At 54.3% G+C, this 19,766-nt stretch carries 20 protein-coding genes and 1 riboswitch; of the genes, 12 read left to right on the top strand and 8 right to left on the bottom strand.

Features of this window, described 5'->3' with window-relative positions; genetic code table 11:
• Nucleotides 1-12: 12 nt before the first annotated feature.
• Genes cecR through BM427_RS03015 form a run of 5 tightly spaced genes read left to right on the top strand, consistent with a single transcriptional unit; the run spans nucleotide 13 to nucleotide 5,653 of the window.
• Nucleotides 13-687, top strand: coding sequence for a transcriptional regulator CecR (gene cecR, locus BM427_RS03035; RefSeq protein WP_090120658.1), 675 nt, complete (start codon nucleotides 13-15; stop codon nucleotides 685-687).
• A complete protein-coding gene (hlyD, locus tag BM427_RS03030; protein ID WP_090119088.1) occupies nucleotides 687-1,682 on the top strand; it encodes a secretion protein HlyD in 996 nt (331 codons plus the stop codon). Before cecR ends, hlyD begins: the two co-directional genes overlap by 1 nt.
• Complete coding sequence (locus tag BM427_RS03025; protein WP_090119086.1) at nucleotides 1,675-3,414, top strand: ATP-binding cassette domain-containing protein; 1,740 nt, start codon at nucleotides 1,675-1,677, stop codon at nucleotides 3,412-3,414. Before hlyD ends, BM427_RS03025 begins: the two co-directional genes overlap by 8 nt.
• A complete protein-coding gene (locus BM427_RS03020; protein ID WP_090119084.1) occupies nucleotides 3,404-4,537 on the top strand; it encodes an ABC transporter permease in 1,134 nt (377 codons plus the stop codon). Before BM427_RS03025 ends, BM427_RS03020 begins: the two co-directional genes overlap by 11 nt.
• 9 nt (nucleotides 4,538-4,546) lie before the next feature.
• Nucleotides 4,547-5,653: an ABC transporter permease gene (locus BM427_RS03015; protein ID WP_090119082.1), complete on the top strand. Its 1,107-nt coding sequence runs from the start codon at nucleotides 4,547-4,549 to the stop codon at nucleotides 5,651-5,653.
• Here the strand turns inward: BM427_RS03015 and BM427_RS03010 are convergent.
• A complete protein-coding gene (locus BM427_RS03010; protein ID WP_090119080.1) occupies nucleotides 5,615-6,025 on the bottom strand; it encodes a YbhQ family protein in 411 nt (136 codons plus the stop codon). The two genes, BM427_RS03015 and BM427_RS03010, sit on opposite strands and share 39 nt — an antisense overlap.
• A gap of 132 nt (nucleotides 6,026-6,157) precedes the next feature.
• Here BM427_RS03010 and BM427_RS03005 point away from each other — a divergent pair, with 132 nt between their 5' ends.
• Genes BM427_RS03005 through BM427_RS02995 form a run of 3 tightly spaced genes read left to right on the top strand, consistent with a single transcriptional unit; the run spans nucleotide 6,158 to nucleotide 9,128 of the window.
• A complete protein-coding gene (locus tag BM427_RS03005) occupies nucleotides 6,158-6,919 on the top strand; it encodes an endonuclease/exonuclease/phosphatase family protein (RefSeq protein ID WP_090119078.1) in 762 nt (253 codons plus the stop codon).
• Nucleotides 6,916-8,160 carry a cardiolipin synthase ClsB gene (gene clsB, locus BM427_RS03000; protein WP_090119076.1) on the top strand — a complete coding sequence of 415 codons (1,245 nt, stop codon included), beginning with the start codon at nucleotides 6,916-6,918 and terminating at the stop codon, nucleotides 8,158-8,160. Before BM427_RS03005 ends, clsB begins: the two co-directional genes overlap by 4 nt.
• A complete protein-coding gene (locus BM427_RS02995) occupies nucleotides 8,160-9,128 on the top strand; it encodes a lysylphosphatidylglycerol synthase domain-containing protein (RefSeq protein ID WP_090119073.1) in 969 nt (322 codons plus the stop codon). Before clsB ends, BM427_RS02995 begins: the two co-directional genes overlap by 1 nt.
• Before the next feature lie 102 nt (nucleotides 9,129-9,230).
• Here the strand turns inward: BM427_RS02995 and BM427_RS02990 are convergent, their stop codons facing one another.
• The 6 genes from BM427_RS02990 to moaA all read right to left on the bottom strand — a co-directional run bounded on the left by BM427_RS02990 (nucleotide 9,231) and on the right by moaA (nucleotide 12,697).
• Nucleotides 9,231-9,938 (bottom strand): Bax inhibitor-1/YccA family protein, encoded by a 708-nt coding sequence (locus BM427_RS02990; RefSeq protein WP_090119072.1) that lies wholly within the window; start codon nucleotides 9,936-9,938, stop codon nucleotides 9,231-9,233.
• A 58-nt stretch (nucleotides 9,939-9,996) separates the two neighbouring features.
• Nucleotides 9,997-10,449, bottom strand: coding sequence for a molybdopterin synthase catalytic subunit MoaE (gene moaE / locus BM427_RS02985; RefSeq protein WP_090119071.1), 453 nt, complete (start codon nucleotides 10,447-10,449; stop codon nucleotides 9,997-9,999).
• A 1-nt stretch (nucleotide 10,450) separates the two neighbouring features.
• The gene (moaD, locus tag BM427_RS02980; protein WP_043954175.1) at nucleotides 10,451-10,696 is read right to left on the bottom strand and encodes a molybdopterin synthase sulfur carrier subunit; all 246 of its coding nucleotides are present in this window, start codon (nucleotides 10,694-10,696) and stop codon (nucleotides 10,451-10,453) included.
• Nucleotides 10,689-11,174, bottom strand: a complete 486-nt coding sequence (gene moaC / locus BM427_RS02975; protein WP_090119069.1) for a cyclic pyranopterin monophosphate synthase MoaC — start codon at nucleotides 11,172-11,174, stop codon at nucleotides 10,689-10,691. The genes moaD and moaC overlap by 8 nt, the downstream gene beginning before the upstream one ends.
• 3 nt (nucleotides 11,175-11,177) lie before the next feature.
• Entirely contained in the window at nucleotides 11,178-11,690 is a 513-nt protein-coding gene (moaB, locus tag BM427_RS02970; protein WP_090119067.1) for a molybdenum cofactor biosynthesis protein B, read from the bottom strand.
• Nucleotides 11,691-11,707: 17 nt separating this feature from the next.
• Nucleotides 11,708-12,697, bottom strand: a complete 990-nt coding sequence (gene moaA / locus BM427_RS02965) for a GTP 3',8-cyclase MoaA (protein WP_090119065.1) — start codon at nucleotides 12,695-12,697, stop codon at nucleotides 11,708-11,710.
• A riboswitch (molybdenum cofactor riboswitch) is annotated at nucleotides 12,685-12,843 on the bottom strand. (Overlaps the previous gene by 13 nt.)
• Before the next feature lie 227 nt (nucleotides 12,844-13,070).
• Here moaA and yvcK point away from each other — a divergent pair.
• The 4 genes from yvcK (at nucleotide 13,071) to pmrB (ending at nucleotide 17,527) form a co-directional block, all read left to right on the top strand.
• A complete protein-coding gene (yvcK, locus tag BM427_RS02960; protein WP_090119063.1) occupies nucleotides 13,071-13,979 on the top strand; it encodes a uridine diphosphate-N-acetylglucosamine-binding protein YvcK in 909 nt (302 codons plus the stop codon).
• Nucleotides 13,980-14,084: 105 nt separating this feature from the next.
• Nucleotides 14,085-15,728: a phosphoethanolamine transferase EptA gene (gene eptA / locus BM427_RS02955; protein WP_090120656.1), complete on the top strand. Its 1,644-nt coding sequence runs from the start codon at nucleotides 14,085-14,087 to the stop codon at nucleotides 15,726-15,728.
• The gene (gene pmrA / locus BM427_RS02950; protein ID WP_090119061.1) at nucleotides 15,725-16,396 is read left to right on the top strand and encodes a two-component system response regulator PmrA; all 672 of its coding nucleotides are present in this window, start codon (nucleotides 15,725-15,727) and stop codon (nucleotides 16,394-16,396) included. Before eptA ends, pmrA begins: the two co-directional genes overlap by 4 nt.
• 3 nt (nucleotides 16,397-16,399) lie before the next feature.
• Nucleotides 16,400-17,527 carry a two-component system sensor histidine kinase PmrB gene (pmrB, locus tag BM427_RS02945; RefSeq protein ID WP_090119060.1) on the top strand — a complete coding sequence of 376 codons (1,128 nt, stop codon included), beginning with the start codon at nucleotides 16,400-16,402 and terminating at the stop codon, nucleotides 17,525-17,527.
• A 105-nt stretch (nucleotides 17,528-17,632) separates the two neighbouring features.
• Here pmrB and uvrB read toward each other — a convergent pair whose 3' ends face one another.
• Complete coding sequence (uvrB, locus tag BM427_RS02940; RefSeq protein WP_090119058.1) at nucleotides 17,633-19,654, bottom strand: excinuclease ABC subunit UvrB; 2,022 nt, start codon at nucleotides 19,652-19,654, stop codon at nucleotides 17,633-17,635.
• Nucleotides 19,655-19,766: the final 112 nt, after the last annotated feature.

Below are 19,766 nucleotides of genomic sequence, written 5' to 3'. Positions count from 1 at the left end.
TATTTTGCTGCCATGAATACACCCCCCACGACCAGTAAAGGCGAACAGGCCAAACAACAGTTGATTGCCGCCGCGCTGGCGCAATTCGGTGAATACGGGCTGCACGCCACCACCCGCGATATCGCCGCACAGGCCGGGCAAAATATTGCGGCAATTACCTACTATTTTGGCTCGAAAGAGGATTTATACCTCGCCTGCGCTCAGTGGATCGCCGACTTTATCAATAAGAATTTCCATCCACATGTCCAGGCGGCCGAAGCGCTGTTCGTGCAGCCGGAGCCGGATAAGGAGGAGATACGCGCCCTGATCCATAGCGCCTGCCGTAATATGATAACGCTGCTCACCCGCGATGAGACACTCAACCTGAGCAAATTTATCTCCCGCGAGCAACTCTCGCCAACGCGGGCGTATCAGCGGGTGCACGATCAGGTCATTGCGCCGATGCACAGCTATCTCACCGCTCTGCTGGCGGCCTACACCGGGCGGGATGCCACGGATACCGAAACCATTATTCACACCCATGCGCTGTTCGGTGAAATTCTCGCGTTTCGTCTCGGGCGGGAAACTTTCTTGCTGCGTGCGGGCTGGCCGCAGTTTGATGAAGAGAAAACCGAGCAAATTTATCAGGTTATCACCTGCCATATTGATCTCATTTTGCAAGGATTAACGCACAGGAGTCCGGAGTGATGAAAAAACCTCTCGTTACGGTGTTGATAGTGGTGGTGGTTATCGCCGCACTGGCTGGCGGCTGGATGTGGTATCACAGCAGGCAGGAGCGCGCGCTCACCCTGTATGGCAACGTTGATATTCGCACAGTGAATTTGAGTTTCCGCGTCGGCGGGCGGCTCGCTTCGCTAAACGTTGATGAGGGCGATGCAATCCATGCCGGACAGACGCTCGGTGAGCTCGATAAAGCGCCCTATCAGAATGCCTTGTTGCAGGCGCAGGCCAATGTCTCCACAGCGCTCGCTAAATACGATCTGGCTACCGCCGGTTACCGTGATGAAGAGATTGCCCAGGCTGTCGCGGCGGTGAATCAGGCGCGGGCCGCCTATGACTATGCGCAAAACTACTTTCAGCGTCAGCAAGGGTTATGGAAAAGTCGGGTGGTCTCCGCCAACGATCTGGAAAATGCCCGTTCCACACGAGATCAGGCACTGGCAACGCTGAAATCCGCGCAGGACAAGTTAAGCCAGTACCGCACAGGTAACCGCCCGCAGGAGATTGAACAGGCGAAAGCGGGCCTTGAACAGGCGCAGGCTGCACTGGCGCAGGCGCAACTGGACCTTCATGACACCACGCTGGTTGCCCCTTCTGCCGGGACAATCCTGACCCGCGCCGTTGAGCCAGGTAGCATGCTCAGCGCGGGCGGCACCGTATTCACCGTGTCATTAACCCGTCCGGTATGGGTGCGCGCCTATGTTGATGAGATCAATTTGCAGCAGACGCAGCCGGGGCAGGACGTGCTGCTCTACACTGATGGACGACCGAATAAGCCCTATCACGGCAAAATCGGCTTTGTCTCGCCCACCGCCGAATTTACACCCAAAACCGTGCAAACCCCGGATCTGCGAACGGATCTGGTGTATCGCCTGCGCATTATCGTTACCGATGCTGACAACTCGCTGCGCCAGGGGATGCCAGTAACCGTGCGTTATGCGGGCGAGGCGCATCATGAATGAGGCATCCATCCTTTTACACGGGCTGGTAAAACGCTTTCCAGGTATGGAAAAACCTGCCGTCGCAAAGCTCGACTGCGAGATTCACGCCGGTTATGTCACCGGTCTGGTCGGCCCGGATGGTGCAGGGAAAACGACGCTGATGCGTATTCTTGCCGGGCTGATGAAGCAGGATGAAGGCAGCGTGCAGGTGATGGGGCTGGATCCGCTGCGCCAGGATAGCGAACTGCACGCTATGCTCGGTTATATGCCGCAAAAATTTGGGCTGTACGAAGATTTAACGGTGATGGAAAACCTCAATCTGTACGCCGATCTGCGCAGCGTCACCGGCGAGCAGCGTCGTCAGACCTTCGAACGCCTTCTGGCGTTTACCTCCCTCGCGCCGTTTACCGAACGACTGGCCGGAAAGCTCTCCGGCGGAATGAAGCAGAAACTGGGGTTGGCCTGCACGCTGGTCGGCGAACCGAAAGTGCTGTTGCTGGATGAACCGGGCGTCGGCGTTGACCCGATTTCCCGCCGCGAACTGTGGCAGATGGTGCATGAACTGGCGGGCGAAGGGATGCTGATCCTCTGGAGCACTTCCTATCTTGATGAAGCGGAGCAGTGCCGCGATGTGCTGTTGATGAACGGAGGAGAATTGCTTTATCAGGGCGAGCCGACTGCGCTGACGAAACGCATGGCCGGGCGCAGTTTTCTTGTCACCAGTGCGCAGGAGAATAACCGCCGCTTACTGCGTCTTATTCTGCGTCAGCCACAAGTCAGCGATGGCATGATTCAGGGGCGATCAGTACGCATGATTCTGAAAAAAGAGGCACATGTCGACGAAATTCGCCGCGCAGAGAATATGCCGGCATTAGAGATAGCGGAAACCACGCCGCGCTTTGAAGATGCGTTTATCGATCTGCTCGGCGGCGCGGGCGAGTCCGAATCGCCGCTGGGGGCGATTCTGCATACGGTGGAAGGCAGCACGGACGAAACGGTGATTGAAGCCCGCGCGCTGACCAAAAAATTTGGTGATTTCGCCGCTACCGACCACGTCGATTTTGCTGTCAAGCGCGGTGAAATCTTTGGCCTGCTGGGGCCGAACGGCGCGGGTAAATCGACCACCTTCAAGATGATGTGCGGATTGTTGGTGCCGACCGACGGCCAGGCGCTGGTGCTGAATCTCGATCTCAAAGTCAGCTCCGGTAAAGCGCGCCAGCATCTGGGTTATATGGCGCAAAAATTCTCGTTGTACAGCAACCTGACGGTGGAACAGAACCTGCGCTTTTTCTCCGGCGTCTATGGCCTGCGTGGACGGGCGCAAAATGAAAAGATAACCCGTATGAGCGAGGCGTTTGGGCTGAAAGCCATTGCCCGTCATCCTACCGATGAATTGCCACTGGGCTTTAAGCAGCGCCTGGCGCTGGCCTGCTCGCTGATGCATGAGCCGGATATTCTGTTCCTTGATGAACCCACGTCCGGTGTTGATCCGCTAACGCGCCGGGAATTCTGGCTGCACATCAACAGTATGGTGGAAAAAGGCGTGACCGTGATGGTCACTACACACTTTATGGACGAAGCCGAGTATTGCGATCGTATCGGGCTGGTGTACCGCGGGAAACTTATCGCCAGCGGCACGCCGGATGATTTAAAAGCGCAAAGCGCCGATGCAGATAACCCAGATCCGACAATGGAGCAGGCTTTTATTACGCTTATCCATAACTGGGATAAGGAGCACGGCCATGCATCTTAACACCCTCAGTTGGCGGCGCGTGCGGGCGCTGTGCGTCAAAGAGACGCGGCAGATTATCCGTGACCCCAGTAGTTGGCTGATTGCTGTCGTCATCCCGCTGTTGCTGCTGTTTATCTTCGGTTACGGCATCAACCTTGATTCCAGCAAGCTACGCATTGGCGTGCTACTGGAGCAGCAGAGCAAAGAAGCAATGGATTTCACCCATACGCTAACCGGCTCGCCCTATATTGATGCCACGATTAGCGATAACCGCCCACAACTCATCCAGATGATGCAAGCCGGGCGTATTCGTGGACTGGTGGTGGTGCCGACAAATTTCGCCGCGCAGATGGCGCGCGCAAATGAAGTTGCCCCGATTCAGGTGATCACCGATGGTAGCGAACCGAATACCGCCAACTTTGTGCAGGGCTACGTTCAGGGGATCTGGCAACTCTGGCAGCAGCAGCGGGCAGAAGATCGGGGCCAAACATTTGAGCCGTTGATCGATGTGCAGACCCGCTACTGGTTTAACCCGGCAGCCATCAGCCAGCATTTTATTATTCCCGGCGCAGTGACCATCATCATGACGGTGATAGGCGCCATCCTCACCTCGCTGGTGGTGGCACGCGAATGGGAGCGCGGCACGATGGAGGCCCTGCTTTCAACAGAAGTGACGCGCGCGGAATTGCTGCTGTGCAAGCTGATTCCCTACTATTTCCTCGGCATGCTGGCGATGCTGCTGTGCATGCTGGTGTCAGTGTTTATTCTCGGCGTGCCTTATCGCGGCTCGCTGCTGATTTTATTTCTCATCACCAGCTTGTTTTTGCTCAGCACATTGGGGATGGGGTTGCTGATTTCCACCGTCACACGTAACCAGTTTAACGCCGCGCAAGTAGCCCTGAACGCCGCTTTTTTACCGTCAATTATGTTGTCCGGTTTTATCTTCCAGATTGACAGCATGCCAGCAGTGATCCGCGTGGTGACCTATATCATACCGGCGCGTTATTTCGTCAGTACCCTGCAAAGCCTGTTCCTGGCGGGGAATATCCCGCTGGTGTTGATGATTAACGTACTGTTTTTGATTGCCTCGGCGATTATGTTTATTGGCCTGACGTGGCTGAAAACCAAACGCAGACTGGATTAAGGAAAACCCATGTTTCACCGTTTACTGACGCTTATCCGCAAAGAGTTACAGTCGCTACTGCGCGAACCGCAAACCCGCGCCATTCTGATCCTGCCGGTGCTGTTGCAGGTATTGCTGTTCCCCTTTGCCGCCACGCTGGAAGTGACCAACGCCACTGTCGCCATTTATAACGAAGATAACGGCGAGCACGCAGTTGAGCTGACGCAGCGTTTTGCCCGCGCTAAAGCCTTTACCCATATTCTGCTGCTGAAAAGCCCGCAGGAGATACGTCCGACTATCGATACACAGAAAGCGTTGTTGCTGGTGCGTTTTCCGGCCGATTTTTCCCGCAATCTTGATAACGGAATCAGCGCGCCAATGCAGTTGATCCTCGACGGACGCAATTCCAACAGCGCGCAAATCGCCGCCAATTACTTGCAACAAATCGTGCAGGATTATCAGCAGGAGTTGCTGAGCAACCAGCAGAAACCGAATAACAGCGAGCTGGTGATACGCAACTGGTACAACCCAAATCTCGATTACAAATGGTTTGTGGTGCCTTCGCTGATCGCCATGATCACCACTATCGGCGTGATGATTGTGACCTCACTTTCTGTGGCACGCGAACGCGAACAAGGCACGCTGGATCAGCTGCTGGTCTCGCCGCTGTCAACATGGCAAATTTTTGTCGGCAAAGCCATCCCGGCGCTGATTGTCGCAACGTTTCAGGCGACGATTGTGCTCGCCGTCGGCATTCTGGCCTATAAAATTCCCTTTGCAGGATCGCTGCTGCTGTTCTATTTCTCAATGCTGATTTATGGGTTATCGCTGGTGGGTTTCGGCCTGCTGATTTCATCGCTTTGTGCTACGCAGCAGCAGGCATTTATAGGTGTATTTGTCTTTATGATGCCCGCGATCCTGCTGTCGGGCTATGTGTCGCCGGTGGAGAACATGCCGGTCTGGTTGCAGGATTTGACCTGGGGTAACCCTATCCGGCACTTTACCGATATCACCAAGGAGATCTATCTGAAGGATGCCAGCTTAACGATTGTCTGGCAGAGTTTATGGCCGCTGATGGTGATTGCGGCCATCACAGGATCAGCGGCGTATGCGCTGTTTCGCAGAAATATTGCCTAACTTGCGTTCTTTGGTCAGAAGCGAAACCACCGCTGGCCCCGCAAGAATCGCCAGCCCGGCGGCAGCCAGAATAAAGTGATTAGTCAGCACGCGGGAAAGTAGCCAGATAACGATCAGCGACGCGCCGAAATACCAGGTGGTGGTCAACTCTTCCAGCACATCGCCGATGCCTCGCCAGCGTGCATCATGGTGTCGCTGCAGAAACAGCATCAACAGCACAGACATACCGTAAAGTACGCACAGACCCAGACCAATGTGCACCAGAGAACCACTCATCCAGCCCATCACCAGTAGCGCTACAATCAGCATATGCAACATAATCTGCCAGCAACTCAGGCCAGTTACATCACGAACGTGCTGTTGCCACTTCATGGTCTCTCTCCTGAAGAATTTTTGTCTTTCTGAAGAGTACGCGGATTTACGGAAAATTCCGTAACCCCGCCACAATTTGTGACAGGGACTACAATTTATTTTCACGAGGAGAGTGACGCTGGCAGGAGAATTATGACCCAACACGCGCGACATTTTTCATTGAAAGTGCTCACCATCAATACCCATAAAGGCTTCACCGCGTTTAACCGGCGCTTTATTTTGCCTGAGCTGCGTGACGCGGTACGGACCGTCAGCGCAGATATCGTCTGCCTGCAAGAAGTGATGGGCGCCCACGAAGTGCATCCACTGCATGTGGAGAACTGGCCGGACACGACCCACTATGAGTTTCTTGCCGATACCATGTGGAGCGATTACGCCTACGGACGCAACGCGGTTTATCCCGAAGGGCATCACGGGAATGCAGTGCTTTCACGCTATCCGATTGAACACTTTGAAAATCTTGATGTTTCGATCGATGACAGCGAAAAACGTGGCCTGCTCTACTGCCGCATTACACCACCGGATCTTGGCCATTCATTACATGTTATTTGTGTTCATCTTGGACTGCGGGAAGCCCATCGCCAGGCGCAGCTCACCATGCTGGCAGAGCGGGTGAATGCGCTACCCGAAGGCGAACCGGTTGTGGTGGCAGGCGACTTTAATGACTGGCGACAAAAAGCGAACCATCCGCTGAAGAGGCAGGCTGGGCTGGAGGAGATCTTCACTCGCGCTCATGGCCGCCCTGCCCGCACTTTCCCGGTTGCGCTGCCAGTGTTAAGGCTCGATCGCATCTATGTGAAAAACGCCAATGCCAGTGCGCCGACCGCACTGCCGCTGCGTAACTGGCGACACCTTTCCGATCACGCTCCTTTAAGCGCGGAGATCCACCTATGAAATGCACATGGCGGGAAGGTAACCATATTCAGTTACTGGAAAACGGCGATAACTACTATCCTGCGCTGTATGACGCTATCGACCATGCGCAGCAACGCGTCATCCTGGAAACTTTTATCTGGTTTGAGGATAACGTTGGTCGCCAGTTGCAGCAGGTGTTGCTGCGGGCCGCCCGTCGCGGGATCAACATCGAAGTGCTGCTGGATGGTTATGGCTCGCCGGATTTAAGCGAGCCGTTTGTCAACGAGCTGACCACCGCGGGCGTGGTATTCCGCTATTACGATCCGCGCCCGCGTCTTCTCGGTATGCGAACCAATCTCTTTCGCCGCATGCACCGTAAAATTGTGGTGATCGATAACACCGTAGCTTTCGTCGGTGGCATTAACTATTCAGCGGAACACCTCACCAGCTATGGTCCGGAAGCCAAGCAGGATTACGCCGTGCGTGTTGAAGGGCCAATCGTGGAAGATATTCTGCAATTTGAGCTGGAGAATCTACCGGACAACGCTCCGGCAAAACGCTGGTGGAAACGCAGACGCCATCGACCGGAAGAGAACCGCACGCCCGGCGAAGCGCAGGCACTGTTTATCTGGCGCGATAATAATGACCATCGCGACGATATTGAACGTCATTATCTGAAGATGCTGGCCAACGCCCGCCGTGAAGTGATTATTGCCAACGCCTATTTCTTTCCCGGTTATCGCCTGCTGCACGCCATGCGCAACGCTGCCCGACGCGGTGTGTCGGTGAAGCTGATTGTGCAGGGCGAGCCAGATATGCCGATTGTCAAAGTCGGTGCGGAGTTGCTGTACAACTATCTGCTTAAAGGCGGCGTTCAGGTGTATGAATATCGCCGCCGTCCGCTGCACGGCAAAGTGGCACTGATGGACGATCACTGGGCGACAGTGGGTTCCAGCAACCTCGATCCACTCAGTCTGTCGCTAAATCTGGAGGCTAACCTCATTATTCATGACCGTAAATTTAACCAGACGCTGCGCGACAATTTGCAGGCCATTATTCGCGAGGATTGCGTGCGTGTGGATGAGTCGATGGCACCGAAGCGCACCTGGTGGAACCTCGGCAAGAGCATTGTCGTGTTCCACTTCTTACGCCATTTTCCGGCCATGGCCGGCTGGCTTCCTGCGCATACGCCACAGCTGGCACAGGTGAAACCGCCCATCCAGCCAGAAATCGAAACCCAGGATCGCACAGAAACAGAACATTCGGGGGTAAAACCCTGATGAAAAAATCACATCCTCGCTGGCGGCTGGCGAAAAAGATCCTGACGGTGCTGTTTTTTATCGCCGTGGCCGTATTGCTGGTACTCTACGCGCAGAAGGTTAACTGGGACGATGTCTGGCAAGTGATTCGCGGCTATAACCGCACCGCACTGCTGAGCGCCGTCGCACTGGTGATTGTCAGCTATGTGTTGTACGGGTTTTATGATCTGCTCGGCCGCGCTTATTGCGGGCATAAACTGGCGAAACGCCAGGTAATGCTGGTGTCGTTTATCTGTTATGCCTTTAACCTGACGCTCAGCACCTGGGTTGGCGGCATCGGCATGCGTTATCGGCTCTATTCACGCCTTGGGTTGCCCGGCAGCACGATCACACGGATTTTTTCACTCAGTATTACCACTAACTGGCTGGGCTACATCTTGCTCGGCGGCGTGATCTTTAGCTTTGGCGTAGTGCAGATCCCGGCGCACTGGTATATCGATGGGCGCACGCTGCGTATTGTTGGCGTGGTGCTGCTGCTGGTGATTATCGGCTATTTAGGGTGCTGCGCTTTCGCTAAGCGCCGTCATCTGACGGTGAAAGGCCACAAGCTGGTACTGCCTTCGTGGAAATTCGCCGTCGCCCAGCTAGTGATATCCAGCGCCAACTGGATAGCGATGGGCGCGATTATCTGGTTATTGCTGGGCATGAAAGCAGATTTCTTTTTTGTGCTCGGTGTACTGCTGGTAAGCAGTATCGCCGGAGTCATTGTGCATATTCCAGCGGGTATCGGCGTGCTGGAAGCCGTATTTATCGCACTGCTGGCGGGTGAACATGTGGCACAGGGAACCATTATCGCGGCCCTGCTGGCTTATCGCGTGCTCTACTATTTTCTGCCGCTGCTGCTGGCACTGATCGGTTATCTGGCGCTGGAGAGCCGGGCGAAAAAACTGCGGGAGAAAAATGAACGTGCGATGGAGAAAGTGGGCTGATTGAGTAGAAAGCGCCCGATGGCCGGATAGCGGCTTATCGGGCATAAGGATCAGTCATGAACAATGCGCCATCAGGCGATTTGCCTGATGGCGACTGACAATTTAACGGCGGTTGCCGAAAATGCGCAACAGCATCAGGAACAAGTTGATAAAGTCGAGATACAGCGTCAGCGCGCCGAGGATCGAGTACTTACGCAGTTGCGAGGCATCGCGTGTATCGAGCTGCTCGCCAATGTTTTTCAGCTTTTGCGTGTCGTACGCCGTCAGGCCAACAAAAATCACCACGCCGATATAGGTCACCGCCCACATCAGCGCCTCGCTTTTAAGCCAGAAATTCACCAGCGAGGCAAGCACAATGCCAATCAGCCCCATAAACAGCATGTTGCCGAAGCCGCTGAGATCCCGTTTGGTGGTGTAACCGTACAGGCTCATCGCACCAAACATTCCGGCGGTTACCACGAAGGTTGCGGCAATAGATTGCGCGGTATAAACCAGCAAAATACTGGAGAGCGTCAGTCCGGTCAGCGCGGAATAGAGCATAAACAGCGTGGTCGCCATACCCGCGCTCAAACGCTGAATCAAGCCGGAAAGCACAAATACCAGCGCCAGCTGCGCGATGATCAGCCCAAAAAAGGTTATTCGGCTTGAGAAGACAAACGACATTACCGCTTCACTGTTGGCCGCATACCATGCGACAAAAGCGGTGAGCAGCAGGCCGCAGGTCATCCAGCCATAGACCTGTGCCATATAGGTCTGAAGCCCGGTGCGGCTCTGCTGGACGATAGAATCAGAACGAGGATAACGGTCCATAGTCACTCCTGATAGATGGGGTTACATCACTAAGACTAACACATCCCGGTTCAATGAATTACCAACGCTGTGCAGCCTGTTTATCACTGTCGCGGGCTTCAACCCAGCGATCGCCTTCTGCGGTGGCTTCACGCTTCCAGAACGGCGCGCGGGTTTTCAGGTAATCCATAATAAATTGCCCGGCATCAAAGGCGCTGCTGCGATGGGCGCTGGCGACGCCGACAAACACGATTTCGTCGCCCGGCCAGAGTTCTCCGACGCGGTGATAAACCGTTACGCGGCCAAGCGGCCAGCGGCCACGCGCCTCTTCGACAATTTCCGCCAGCGATTTTTCAGTCATGCCCGGATAATGCTCCAGTGTTAATGCGCTGACGCTGTCGCCGAGATTGTGGTTACGCACTTTGCCGGTAAAGGTCACCACGGCGCCATCTTCCTCCTTCGCCGCCAGCCAGTTGTACTCTTCTCCGACGTTAAATGCCGCGCGCTCGACACAAATTCGCGTTTCGCTCATTTCAGCCTCCGGTGACCGGTGGGAAAAACGCCACTTCATCACCGCTACTCAACGGGTGTTCGAAGCTGACCAGCGTCTGGTTCACCGCCGCCAGCAGCTTGCCCTCTTCCAGCGCCAGCGCCCAGCGATCGCTTTTTGCCGCCAGATGCTGACGCAGCGCCTCAACGGACGGAAAAACCGTCTCAGAAACCAGGCTGTCGCAGCCGACCAGCTCGCGCACCTGAGCAAAGAAAAGAATATTAATCATTGTGTTGCACCTTAAAATCCCCCGATTTGCCGCCGCTTTTTTCCAGCAGGCGCACCGGGCCAATCACCATATCTTTCTGCACGGCTTTACACATATCGTAGATAGTCAGCGCAGCAACTGAAGCCGCTGTCAGCGCTTCCATTTCGACGCCGGTTTTACCGCTCAGACGGCAAACCGCTTCAATACGCACACGATTATGCTCCGGCTGCGCCTGCAACTGGACTTCCACTTTGCTGAGCAGTAGCGGGTGACACAACGGGATCAACTCCCAGGTGCGTTTTGCTGCCTGAATGCCCGCAATGCGCGCGGTGGCAAACACGTCGCCTTTATGGTGGCTACCTTCGACAATCATCGCCAGCGTGCGAGCCTGCATAGTGACAAACGCTTCCGCGCGCGCTTCACGAACAGTTTCGGTCTTGGCGGAAACATCCACCATGTGCGCTTCACCCTCGGCATTAATATGGGTCAGTTGTGACATAACTTATTTCTTAAGATGAGGATGGAAATTACACGGACGCGTGCGCGCATCAAGCTGCGGCGCAATGATATTTTCCCAGGCGGTGCGACAGGCTTTTGTCGAACCGGGCATGGCGAAAATGAGCGTCCTGTTGGCGATACCGGCCACCGCGCGTGACTGCAATGTCGCGGTGCCAATCTCTTCGAAGGAGAGCATGCGGAACACTTCGCCAAACCCCTCGACTTCGCGATCGAACAGCGGCAGCAGCGCTTCCGGCACCTGATCGCCCTCGGTCAGCCCCGTGCCACCGGTAATCAGCACCACCTGCACGTCGTCGCTGGCGATCCACGCAGAAACTTGTGCACGGATCGCGTAACGGTTCTCTTTGACAATCGCTTTCGCCACCAGTTGATGACCGGCATCGTGTGCGGCGTCGCGCAACCAGTGACCGGAGGTATCGTCCTCTTCACCACGACGGTTTGACACCGTCAAAATAGCAAGTCTGAGCGGAATAAATTCAGCGCTAACCTGGCTCATCTCATTCTCCTTGCGGCTTAACCGCCAATGTAGGAAAGGTTTTGCGTAATGCCCGTGTTGCCATCATGCAGGAAGTGCGTCTGCTTCTTATGCGTCAGCGCTACCGCAATACGTTGCTCGAGCATCGTTTGCTGCACATCGGCCTGCATCAGGTCGCGCAGATTCACACCGCCATCGCCGAACAGGCATAAATGCAGTTTGCCCGTAGAGGAGACACGCAGACGGTTGCAACTGGCGCAGAAATCTTTTTCATACGGCATGATAAGACCAATTTCACCCATATAGTCCGGATGACAGAACACTTGCGCCGGGCCGTCGCTGCGCTGGCGCAACTGGTGGATCCAGCCGCGTTTGAGCAACGCGTCGCGCAGCACCATGCCAGAGATGTGATGATTGCGGAACAGCTCGCTACCCTCGCCGGTCTCCATCAATTCGATAAAGCGCAACTGGATGGGCCGTGATTTGATCCACGCCAGAAAGGTATCAAGCTGGTGATGATTTACATCTCGCATCAGCACAGTGTTTACTTTGACTTTGGCGAAACCAGCGGCAAACGCAGCATCGATGCCGTCCATCACCTGGCGGAATTTGTCCTGCCCGGTAATCGCATGAAACTGGCGGGCATCGAGGCTGTCGACGCTGACATTGATGGCGGTAAGCCCGGCATCGCGCCACAGCGCAACGTCTCGGGCCAGCCGATAACCGTTGGTTGTCACCGCGATCTGGCGAATGGAGGCGTTTTCATGTACGGCGGCGATGATGTCGGGGAAATCCCGGCGCAGCGACGGTTCTCCGCCAGTCAGGCGCACTTTTTCGGTGCCCATGGCGCTGAAGGCGCGCGTGACACGGCGAATTTCATCGACGCTGAGGAAGCCGTTGTTGTTGACGCCGCCCGGTTTGTAACCGTCCGGCAAGCAGTAGGTGCAACGAAAGTTGCACACATCCGTGATCGACAAACGCAAGTAATAGAACTTACGCGCGAACGCATCAGTAAGTTGTGAGGCCATGTACACCTTTCCAAGTACGGGAGATGCAGTCATTTCTTCCTGCACCCTGGCAGCGAAAACCGTTATCGGTTTTGCTACGGCCAAATCGTCATATTTCACGGTTAACCGGAAACGTAGACGAAGAGGCTAGAGTGTATGTTTTGTCCGTAACGCTAAAATTGCTTATGCCGATAGTAGCGCGGGAGAACGTTTTTCGCCATCATGTATATCGCTATATATATTCATATATAGCGGAATGATCGCGCACTTTCGTTACAGAATACGAGAAAATAGCGTTTTTGCATTGATGTGTATCATTTTCCACTCAGCGAAGCATCGTCTTTTGGTGGTATTTAGGCTAACGTAACGCGGTAAATCTTACTAAGGAATCATTATGCGTAATCGCACACTGGCAGATCTGGATCGTGTTGTCGCACTCGGCGGCGGGCATGGTCTGGGGCGAGTGATGTCTTCGCTTGCGTCGCTGGGATCGCGTCTTACCGGCATTGTAACCACTACCGATAATGGTGGTTCTACCGGGCGAATTCGCCGCTCAGAAGGCGGCATTGCCTGGGGCGATATGCGCAACTGTTTGAACCAATTAATCGCCGAGCCGAGCGTCGCCTCGGCGATGTTCGAGTACCGTTTTAGCGGCAATGGTGAACTTTCCGGGCATAACCTCGGAAATCTGATGTTAAAAGCGTTAGATCACCTGAGCGTGCGGCCTTTGGAGGCCATCAATTTAATTCGTAATTTATTAAAAGTGGATGCTTTTTTAATTCCCATGTCGGAACAGCCCGTCGATTTAATGGCCACCGACAGTGAAGGACATCAGGTATATGGTGAGGTGAATATCGACCAACTCCATGCGCCCATTCAGGAATTACTCTTGTTTCCCAGGGTATCCGCCACCCGGGAAGCAATACAGGCGATTGCCGAAGCGGATTTGATTCTCATCGGCCCCGGCAGCTTTTACACCAGTCTGCTGCCGCTGTTGCTGCTGGAAGAGTTAGCGCAGGCGCTGCGCCGCACGCCAGCGCCTGTTGTGTTTATCAGCAATCTGGGCAAAGAACTCAGCCCCGCCGCTGCCAGCCTGTCGCTCGCCGATAAGCTGGCCATTATGGAACAATATGTCGGCAGAAAGATAATCGATGCCGTGGTGGTCGGGCCGAAAGTGAATGTCAGCGCCGTCACTGAAAGATTAATTATTCAGGAAGTACTGGAAGCCGGCGATATTCCCTATCGCCACGATCGTCATCTGCTGCGAGCCGCGCTGGAAAAGGCGGTTCAGCAATTGGGGTAGCTTTTCGGTGGCCATTTTTGCTCGCCGCTGGATTGCTTAATTTCTTAAGGTTGTCTTAAAAAAGGCCTGTCAGCATAGCGCCTCTTTCGTTTGCTGGACTTGAAAATACGTATGCTTCACCTTCGTCGACCGACGTTAAGCCGTCTTCAATTTATTATTCTGTTTGCGCTCTATATAGCGCTGGCGCTGAATATCGTTTTCTACCATCAGGCTTTTACGCTATTACCGGTGAACTCGCTGCATAACTGGCTGGTGTTTCTGTCAATGCCGCTGGTCGCGTTCAGCGTGATCAATATCGTGCTGTCGCTGGCGTCATTCTTCTTCCTTGAACGCCCGGTGATCACGCTGTTTGTGCTGGTCAGTGCGGCAGCGCAATATTTCATTTCGGCCTTTGGTATCGTCATCGACCGCTCGATGATCACCAATATTCTCGACACCACTGCTGCGGAAAGTTTCGCTCTGATGTCGACAAAAATGGTGTTGACGATTTTACTGACGGCCATTGTGCCGGTACTCATTGCATGGCTGATTAAAATTAAACCTGCGCAGTCAGCGCTGCACAGCATCGCGTATCGCGCTGCCAGTATCGTTATTTCTGCGCTGCTTATCGTACTTGTGGCGCTGCTGTTTTATAAAGATTACGCCTCGCTGTTCCGCAACAATAAAGAGCTGGTGAAATCCCTCAGTCCGTCCAACTCCATTGTGGCGTCGCTGTCCTGGTATTCCCATAATCGTATGGATAATTTGCCGCTGGTATCTATTGGCGAAGATGCCCGGCAACGCCCGGAAATGAAAAATGGTCCGCGTAAGAACCTGACCATACTGGTCGTGGGTGAAACGTCCCGCGCGGCAAATTTCTCACTTGGTGGTTATGAACGCGAAACTAACCCGCTATTAAAGCAGGATAATGTTATTTACTTTCCGAACGCGACATCCTGCGGTACCGCTACTGCTGTCTCGGTCCCATGCATGTTTTCGGGGATGACGCGGGAACATTACGACGATCAGCTTGCCCACCATCAGGAAGGGCTGCTGGATATTATCCAACGCGCCGGTATTCAGGTTTTGTGGAATGAGAATGATGGCGGTTGTAAAGGTGCCTGCGATCGCGTACCGCACCAGGATGTGACGCAATTAAACCTGCCGGAATATTGCATTGACGGCGAATGCCAGGATGAGATCCTATTCCACGATCTTGCCAGCTATATCGACAAATTACAGGGCGACGGCATTATCGTTTTACATACCATTGGTAGCCACGGGCCGACTTACTACAACCGTTATCCGGCGCAGTTCCGCAAATTTACGCCGACCTGTGATACCAACGAAATTCAGAGTTGCTCACAGCAGCAACTGGTAAATACCTACGATAATACCATTTTGTATATCGACTATATCGTTGATAAAGCGATTAAATTATTGCAATCCAAACAAGACAGATTTACCACCAGCCTGGTTTATCTCTCCGATCATGGTGAATCACTGGGTGAAAATGGCGTCTATTTGCACGGCCTGCCTTATTCCATCGCACCGGAGACACAAAAACATATTCCGATGCTGATCTGGTTGTCCGATGACTACCAAAAACGCTACGGCGTGAATAACCAGTGTCTGCAAAAAAATGCGCGGGAGAAGGCGGTTTCGCAGGACAACCTCTTCCCGACAATGTTGGGTATACTGGGGGTCAGCACGAAAGAGTACCGTGCTGAAGACGATATTTTAGCGTCGTGCCGGGAGCTGGCGAAATGAAGATTCTGGTGGTTGAAGACGATGCCCTGCTGCTGCAGGGGTTGATTCTGGCGATGCAAAGCGAGGGATACGCCTGTGATGGCGTATCCACCGCGCACGAAGCGGTGTTGTGTCTGGCGAACGGCCATTACAGCCTGATCGTGCTCGATCTTGGTCTGCCCGATGAAGACGGACTACATTTACTCGCCCGTTTGCGTCGAGAAAAATACACCCAGCCGGTGCTGATTCTCACCGCACGCGATACGCTGGAAGATCGCGTCGCCGGATTGGATACCGGCGCGGACGACTACCTGATCAAACCCTTCGCACTGGATGAGCTGAATGCCCGTATCCGCGCGCTGCTGCGCCGTCGTCATAATGAGGGTGATAATGAAATCACCCACGGTAATCTGACGCTAAATGTCACCCGCCGCCAGGCGTGGCTGGACAACCAGTTGCTGGATCTGACGCCGAAAGAGTACGCCCTACTTTCGCGCCTGATGCTTAAAGCTGACAGCCCGGTGCATCGGGAAATTCTCTATAACGATATCTACAACTGGGACAACGAGCCCTCGACCAATACGCTGGAAGTACATATTCATAATCTGCGCGACAAAATCGGTAAGTCACGCATCCGTACTGTCCGCGGGTTTGGCTACATGCTGGTTCAGCCGCAACACCGGGAGTAATCAATGGCGTTTTTCAATTTCAGCCACTGGAGCATGCGCCGCCGTCTGCTGTTGACTATCGGCGGGATCCTGGTGTTTTGTCAGTTGGTCAGTGTGTTCTGGCTGTGGCATGAAAGTGAAGAGCAGATCCAATTGCTGGTGCAAGCAGCGCTCCACAACCATCACAACCGTAAACATGTTGAACATGAAGTCCGCGAAGCGGTCGCCAGCCTGCTGGTGCCAAGCCTGCTGATTATCGGGCTGGCGTTACTGCTTTGCATGCAGGCGGTCAAAGCCATTACCCGCCCGTTGCTGGAGTTACAGGAAGAGCTGAATAAACGTACGCCGAACAACCTGCAACCGATTACGTTAAACAACAGCGTCAGCGAAGTGGAAGCAGTTACGACATCGATTAACAACCTCGTTTCACGGCTGACGCTCACGCTGGATCGGGAGCGATTATTTACAGCAGATGTGGCGCATGAGCTACGCACGCCGCTGGCCGGGTTGCGGTTACACCTGGAACTGATGGCAAAAACCAGCAACATCAACGTGGATCCACTGGTACAGCGGATCGAACAAATGACGGAAAACATCGCCCAGTTGCTGCTGCTTGCCCGTGTCGGGCAATCTTTTTCGGCAGGCAGTTACCAGCAGGTACAGCTGATGACCGACGTGGTGATGCCCATTCGCAGCGAGCTGGAAACCATGCTCGCTGGCCGCCAGCAAACGCTGTCGGTACCGGAAGTTGACGCTGATATTGCCGTCCCCGGCGATGCCACGCTGTTAAGGCTGCTGGTGAGAAATCTGGTGGAAAACGCATACCGCTACAGTCCGAAAGGTTCAGTCATTACGATACGCATCGAGCAGGCTGCTACGCCAGTGCTGGCCGTAGAGGATGAAGGTCCGGGGATTGATGAGAGCTGCAGCGGAGAACTGAGCAAAGCGTTTGTCCGCATGGACAGCCGTTACGGTGGAACTGGGTTGGGGTTAAGCATCGTATCGCGCATCGCACAGCTTCATGACGCGCAGTTCTTTTTGCACAACCGCCTGACGCAATCCGGGGTGCGGGCGTGGGTTAAATTTCTTCCGGCTGCCTACCATTTGCCATCAGTAACTCAAGACCCAAAGATGAGCGAAACCGATCACTAACGCCAGTGCGAAGGCGACGGCTAAAAATTCACGAACGTTAAACTTCTGCATGACACAGCCCTCCAAAATAGCGAAGTACTGTGCCATGAACAGGTTAAGCAAACATTAAGATGCAGCAATAAACAGTTCACGTAGTTGGTGAAGTTGATCGCGCACCTGCGCCGCCTCTTCGAATTCCAGATTCTGCGCATGCTGCATCATCAGCCCTTCCAGTTCGTGGATTTTCTGTTGCAGCGCTTTTGGTGTCAACGCCAGTTCTGCCGCTTCCACCTGAGCCGGGGTGCGGGTTTTGCCACGCCCTTTCGCACGCGTTTTCGCCAGTCCTTCGCCCAGCGCCAGAATATCCACCACCTTCTTGTTCAGACCCTGCGGCGTGATACCGTGCTCTTCGTTGTAGAGATGCTGTTTTTCGCGGCGGCGTTCGGTTTCACTGATGGCTTTCGCCATTGATGGCGTGATCTTATCGCCATACAGAATCGCTTTCCCGTTGATGTTACGCGCTGCGCGGCCAATGGTCTGAATCAGTGAACGCTCCGAACGCAGGAATCCCTCTTTGTCCGCATCCAGGATCGCCACCAGCGACACCTCAGGCATGTCCAACCCTTCGCGCAGCAGGTTAATGCCCACCAGCACATCAAACTCGCCGAGACGCAGGTCGCGGATAATTTCCATACGTTCAACTGTATCAATATCGGAGTGCAGATAGCGCACCCGCTCACCGTGTTCTTCCAGATATTCGGTGAGATCTTCCGCCATACGCTTGGTCAACGTCGTCACCAGCACGCGCTCGTTGATGGCCGCGCGGATGCGGATTTCCGACAACAGATCATCAACCTGTGTAGCCACCGGACGTACTTCGATGATGGGATCCAGCAAACCTGTCGGACGTACTACCTGGTCAATCACTTCATCGCCGGATTTCTCCAGCTCGTAATTGCCCGGCGTTGCCGAAACATAGATAGACTGCGGTGCCAACGCCTCAAACTCTTCAAATTTCAACGGACGGTTATCCAGCGCCGACGGCAGACGGAAACCGTACTCCACCAGCGTCTCTTTACGCGCGCGGTCGCCGCGGAACATCCCACCGATCTGCGGGATGGTGACGTGGGATTCGTCAATCACCAGCAAACCATCGGGCGGCAGGTAATCAAACAGTGTCGGCGGCGGCTCGCCGGGGCCACGCCCGGAGAGATAGCGCGAGTAGTTTTCAATACCGGAGCAATAGCCCAGCTCGTTCATCATCTCCAGATCGAACTGTGTGCGCTGGCTGAGGCGCTGCTCTTCCAGCAGCTTATTGTTCGCCAGCAACGTTTTGCGCCGTTCCGCCAGTTCATCTTTGATCTCTTCCATCGCCTGCACGATACGCTCTCGTGGCGTCACATAGTGCGTTTTTGGGTAGATGGTGAAGCGTTGAACGATCGATTCCTGATGCCCGGTGAGCGGGTCAAACAGCGACAGACGCTCCACTTCTTCGTCGAACAACTCCACGCGCAGTGCCAGGTCATCCGATTCCGCCGGGAAGATATCGATCACTTCCCCACGCACGCGGAACGTCCCGCGCTGGAAAGCCTGATCATTGCGGGTATACTGAAGCTCTGCCAGCCGACGCAGAATCGAACGTTGGTCGATAATCATGCCGTTAGTCAGATGGAGCATCATCTTCAGATAGAGATCCGGATCGCCCAAACCATAGATGGCTGAAACGGACGCCACGACCACCACATCCCGCCGTTCCAGCAGCGCCTTCGTCGCTGACAGACGCATCTGCTCGATATGTTCATTCACCGACGCATCTTTTTCAATAAAGGTGTCGGAACTGGGCACATAGGCTTCTGGCTGGTAATAGTCATAGTAGGAGACGAAATACTCTACCGCGTTTTCCGGGAAGAACTCCTTCATTTCGCCATATAGCTGCGCCGCCAGCGTTTTGTTCGGTGCCAGCACCATCGTAGGGCGTTGCAGATCGGCAATAACATTGGCGATAGTAAAGGTCTTACCCGATCCAGTAACCCCCAGCAGCGTCTGGTGCGCGAGGCCGTCTTCCAGACCTTCCTTAAGCCGACGAATCGCCTCAGGCTGGTCACCGGAGGGGCGAAAAGCGGAATTCAGTTTGAACGGTTTACTCATCAACGGCTACCTGGTGAAGGAATGGGCGGGCAGGTAACATATTTTACTCACCCTGTTCACTTTTGCCAATAAATAATACTGGATGGAAAAACAGTAGCAGGTTAGCTGATTT

Source organism: Kosakonia arachidis, from assembly GCF_900116535.1.
In the GTDB taxonomy this organism is placed as follows: domain Bacteria; phylum Pseudomonadota; class Gammaproteobacteria; order Enterobacterales; family Enterobacteriaceae; genus Kosakonia; species Kosakonia arachidis.
This window is presented reverse-complemented; position numbering and strand designations above follow the sequence as displayed.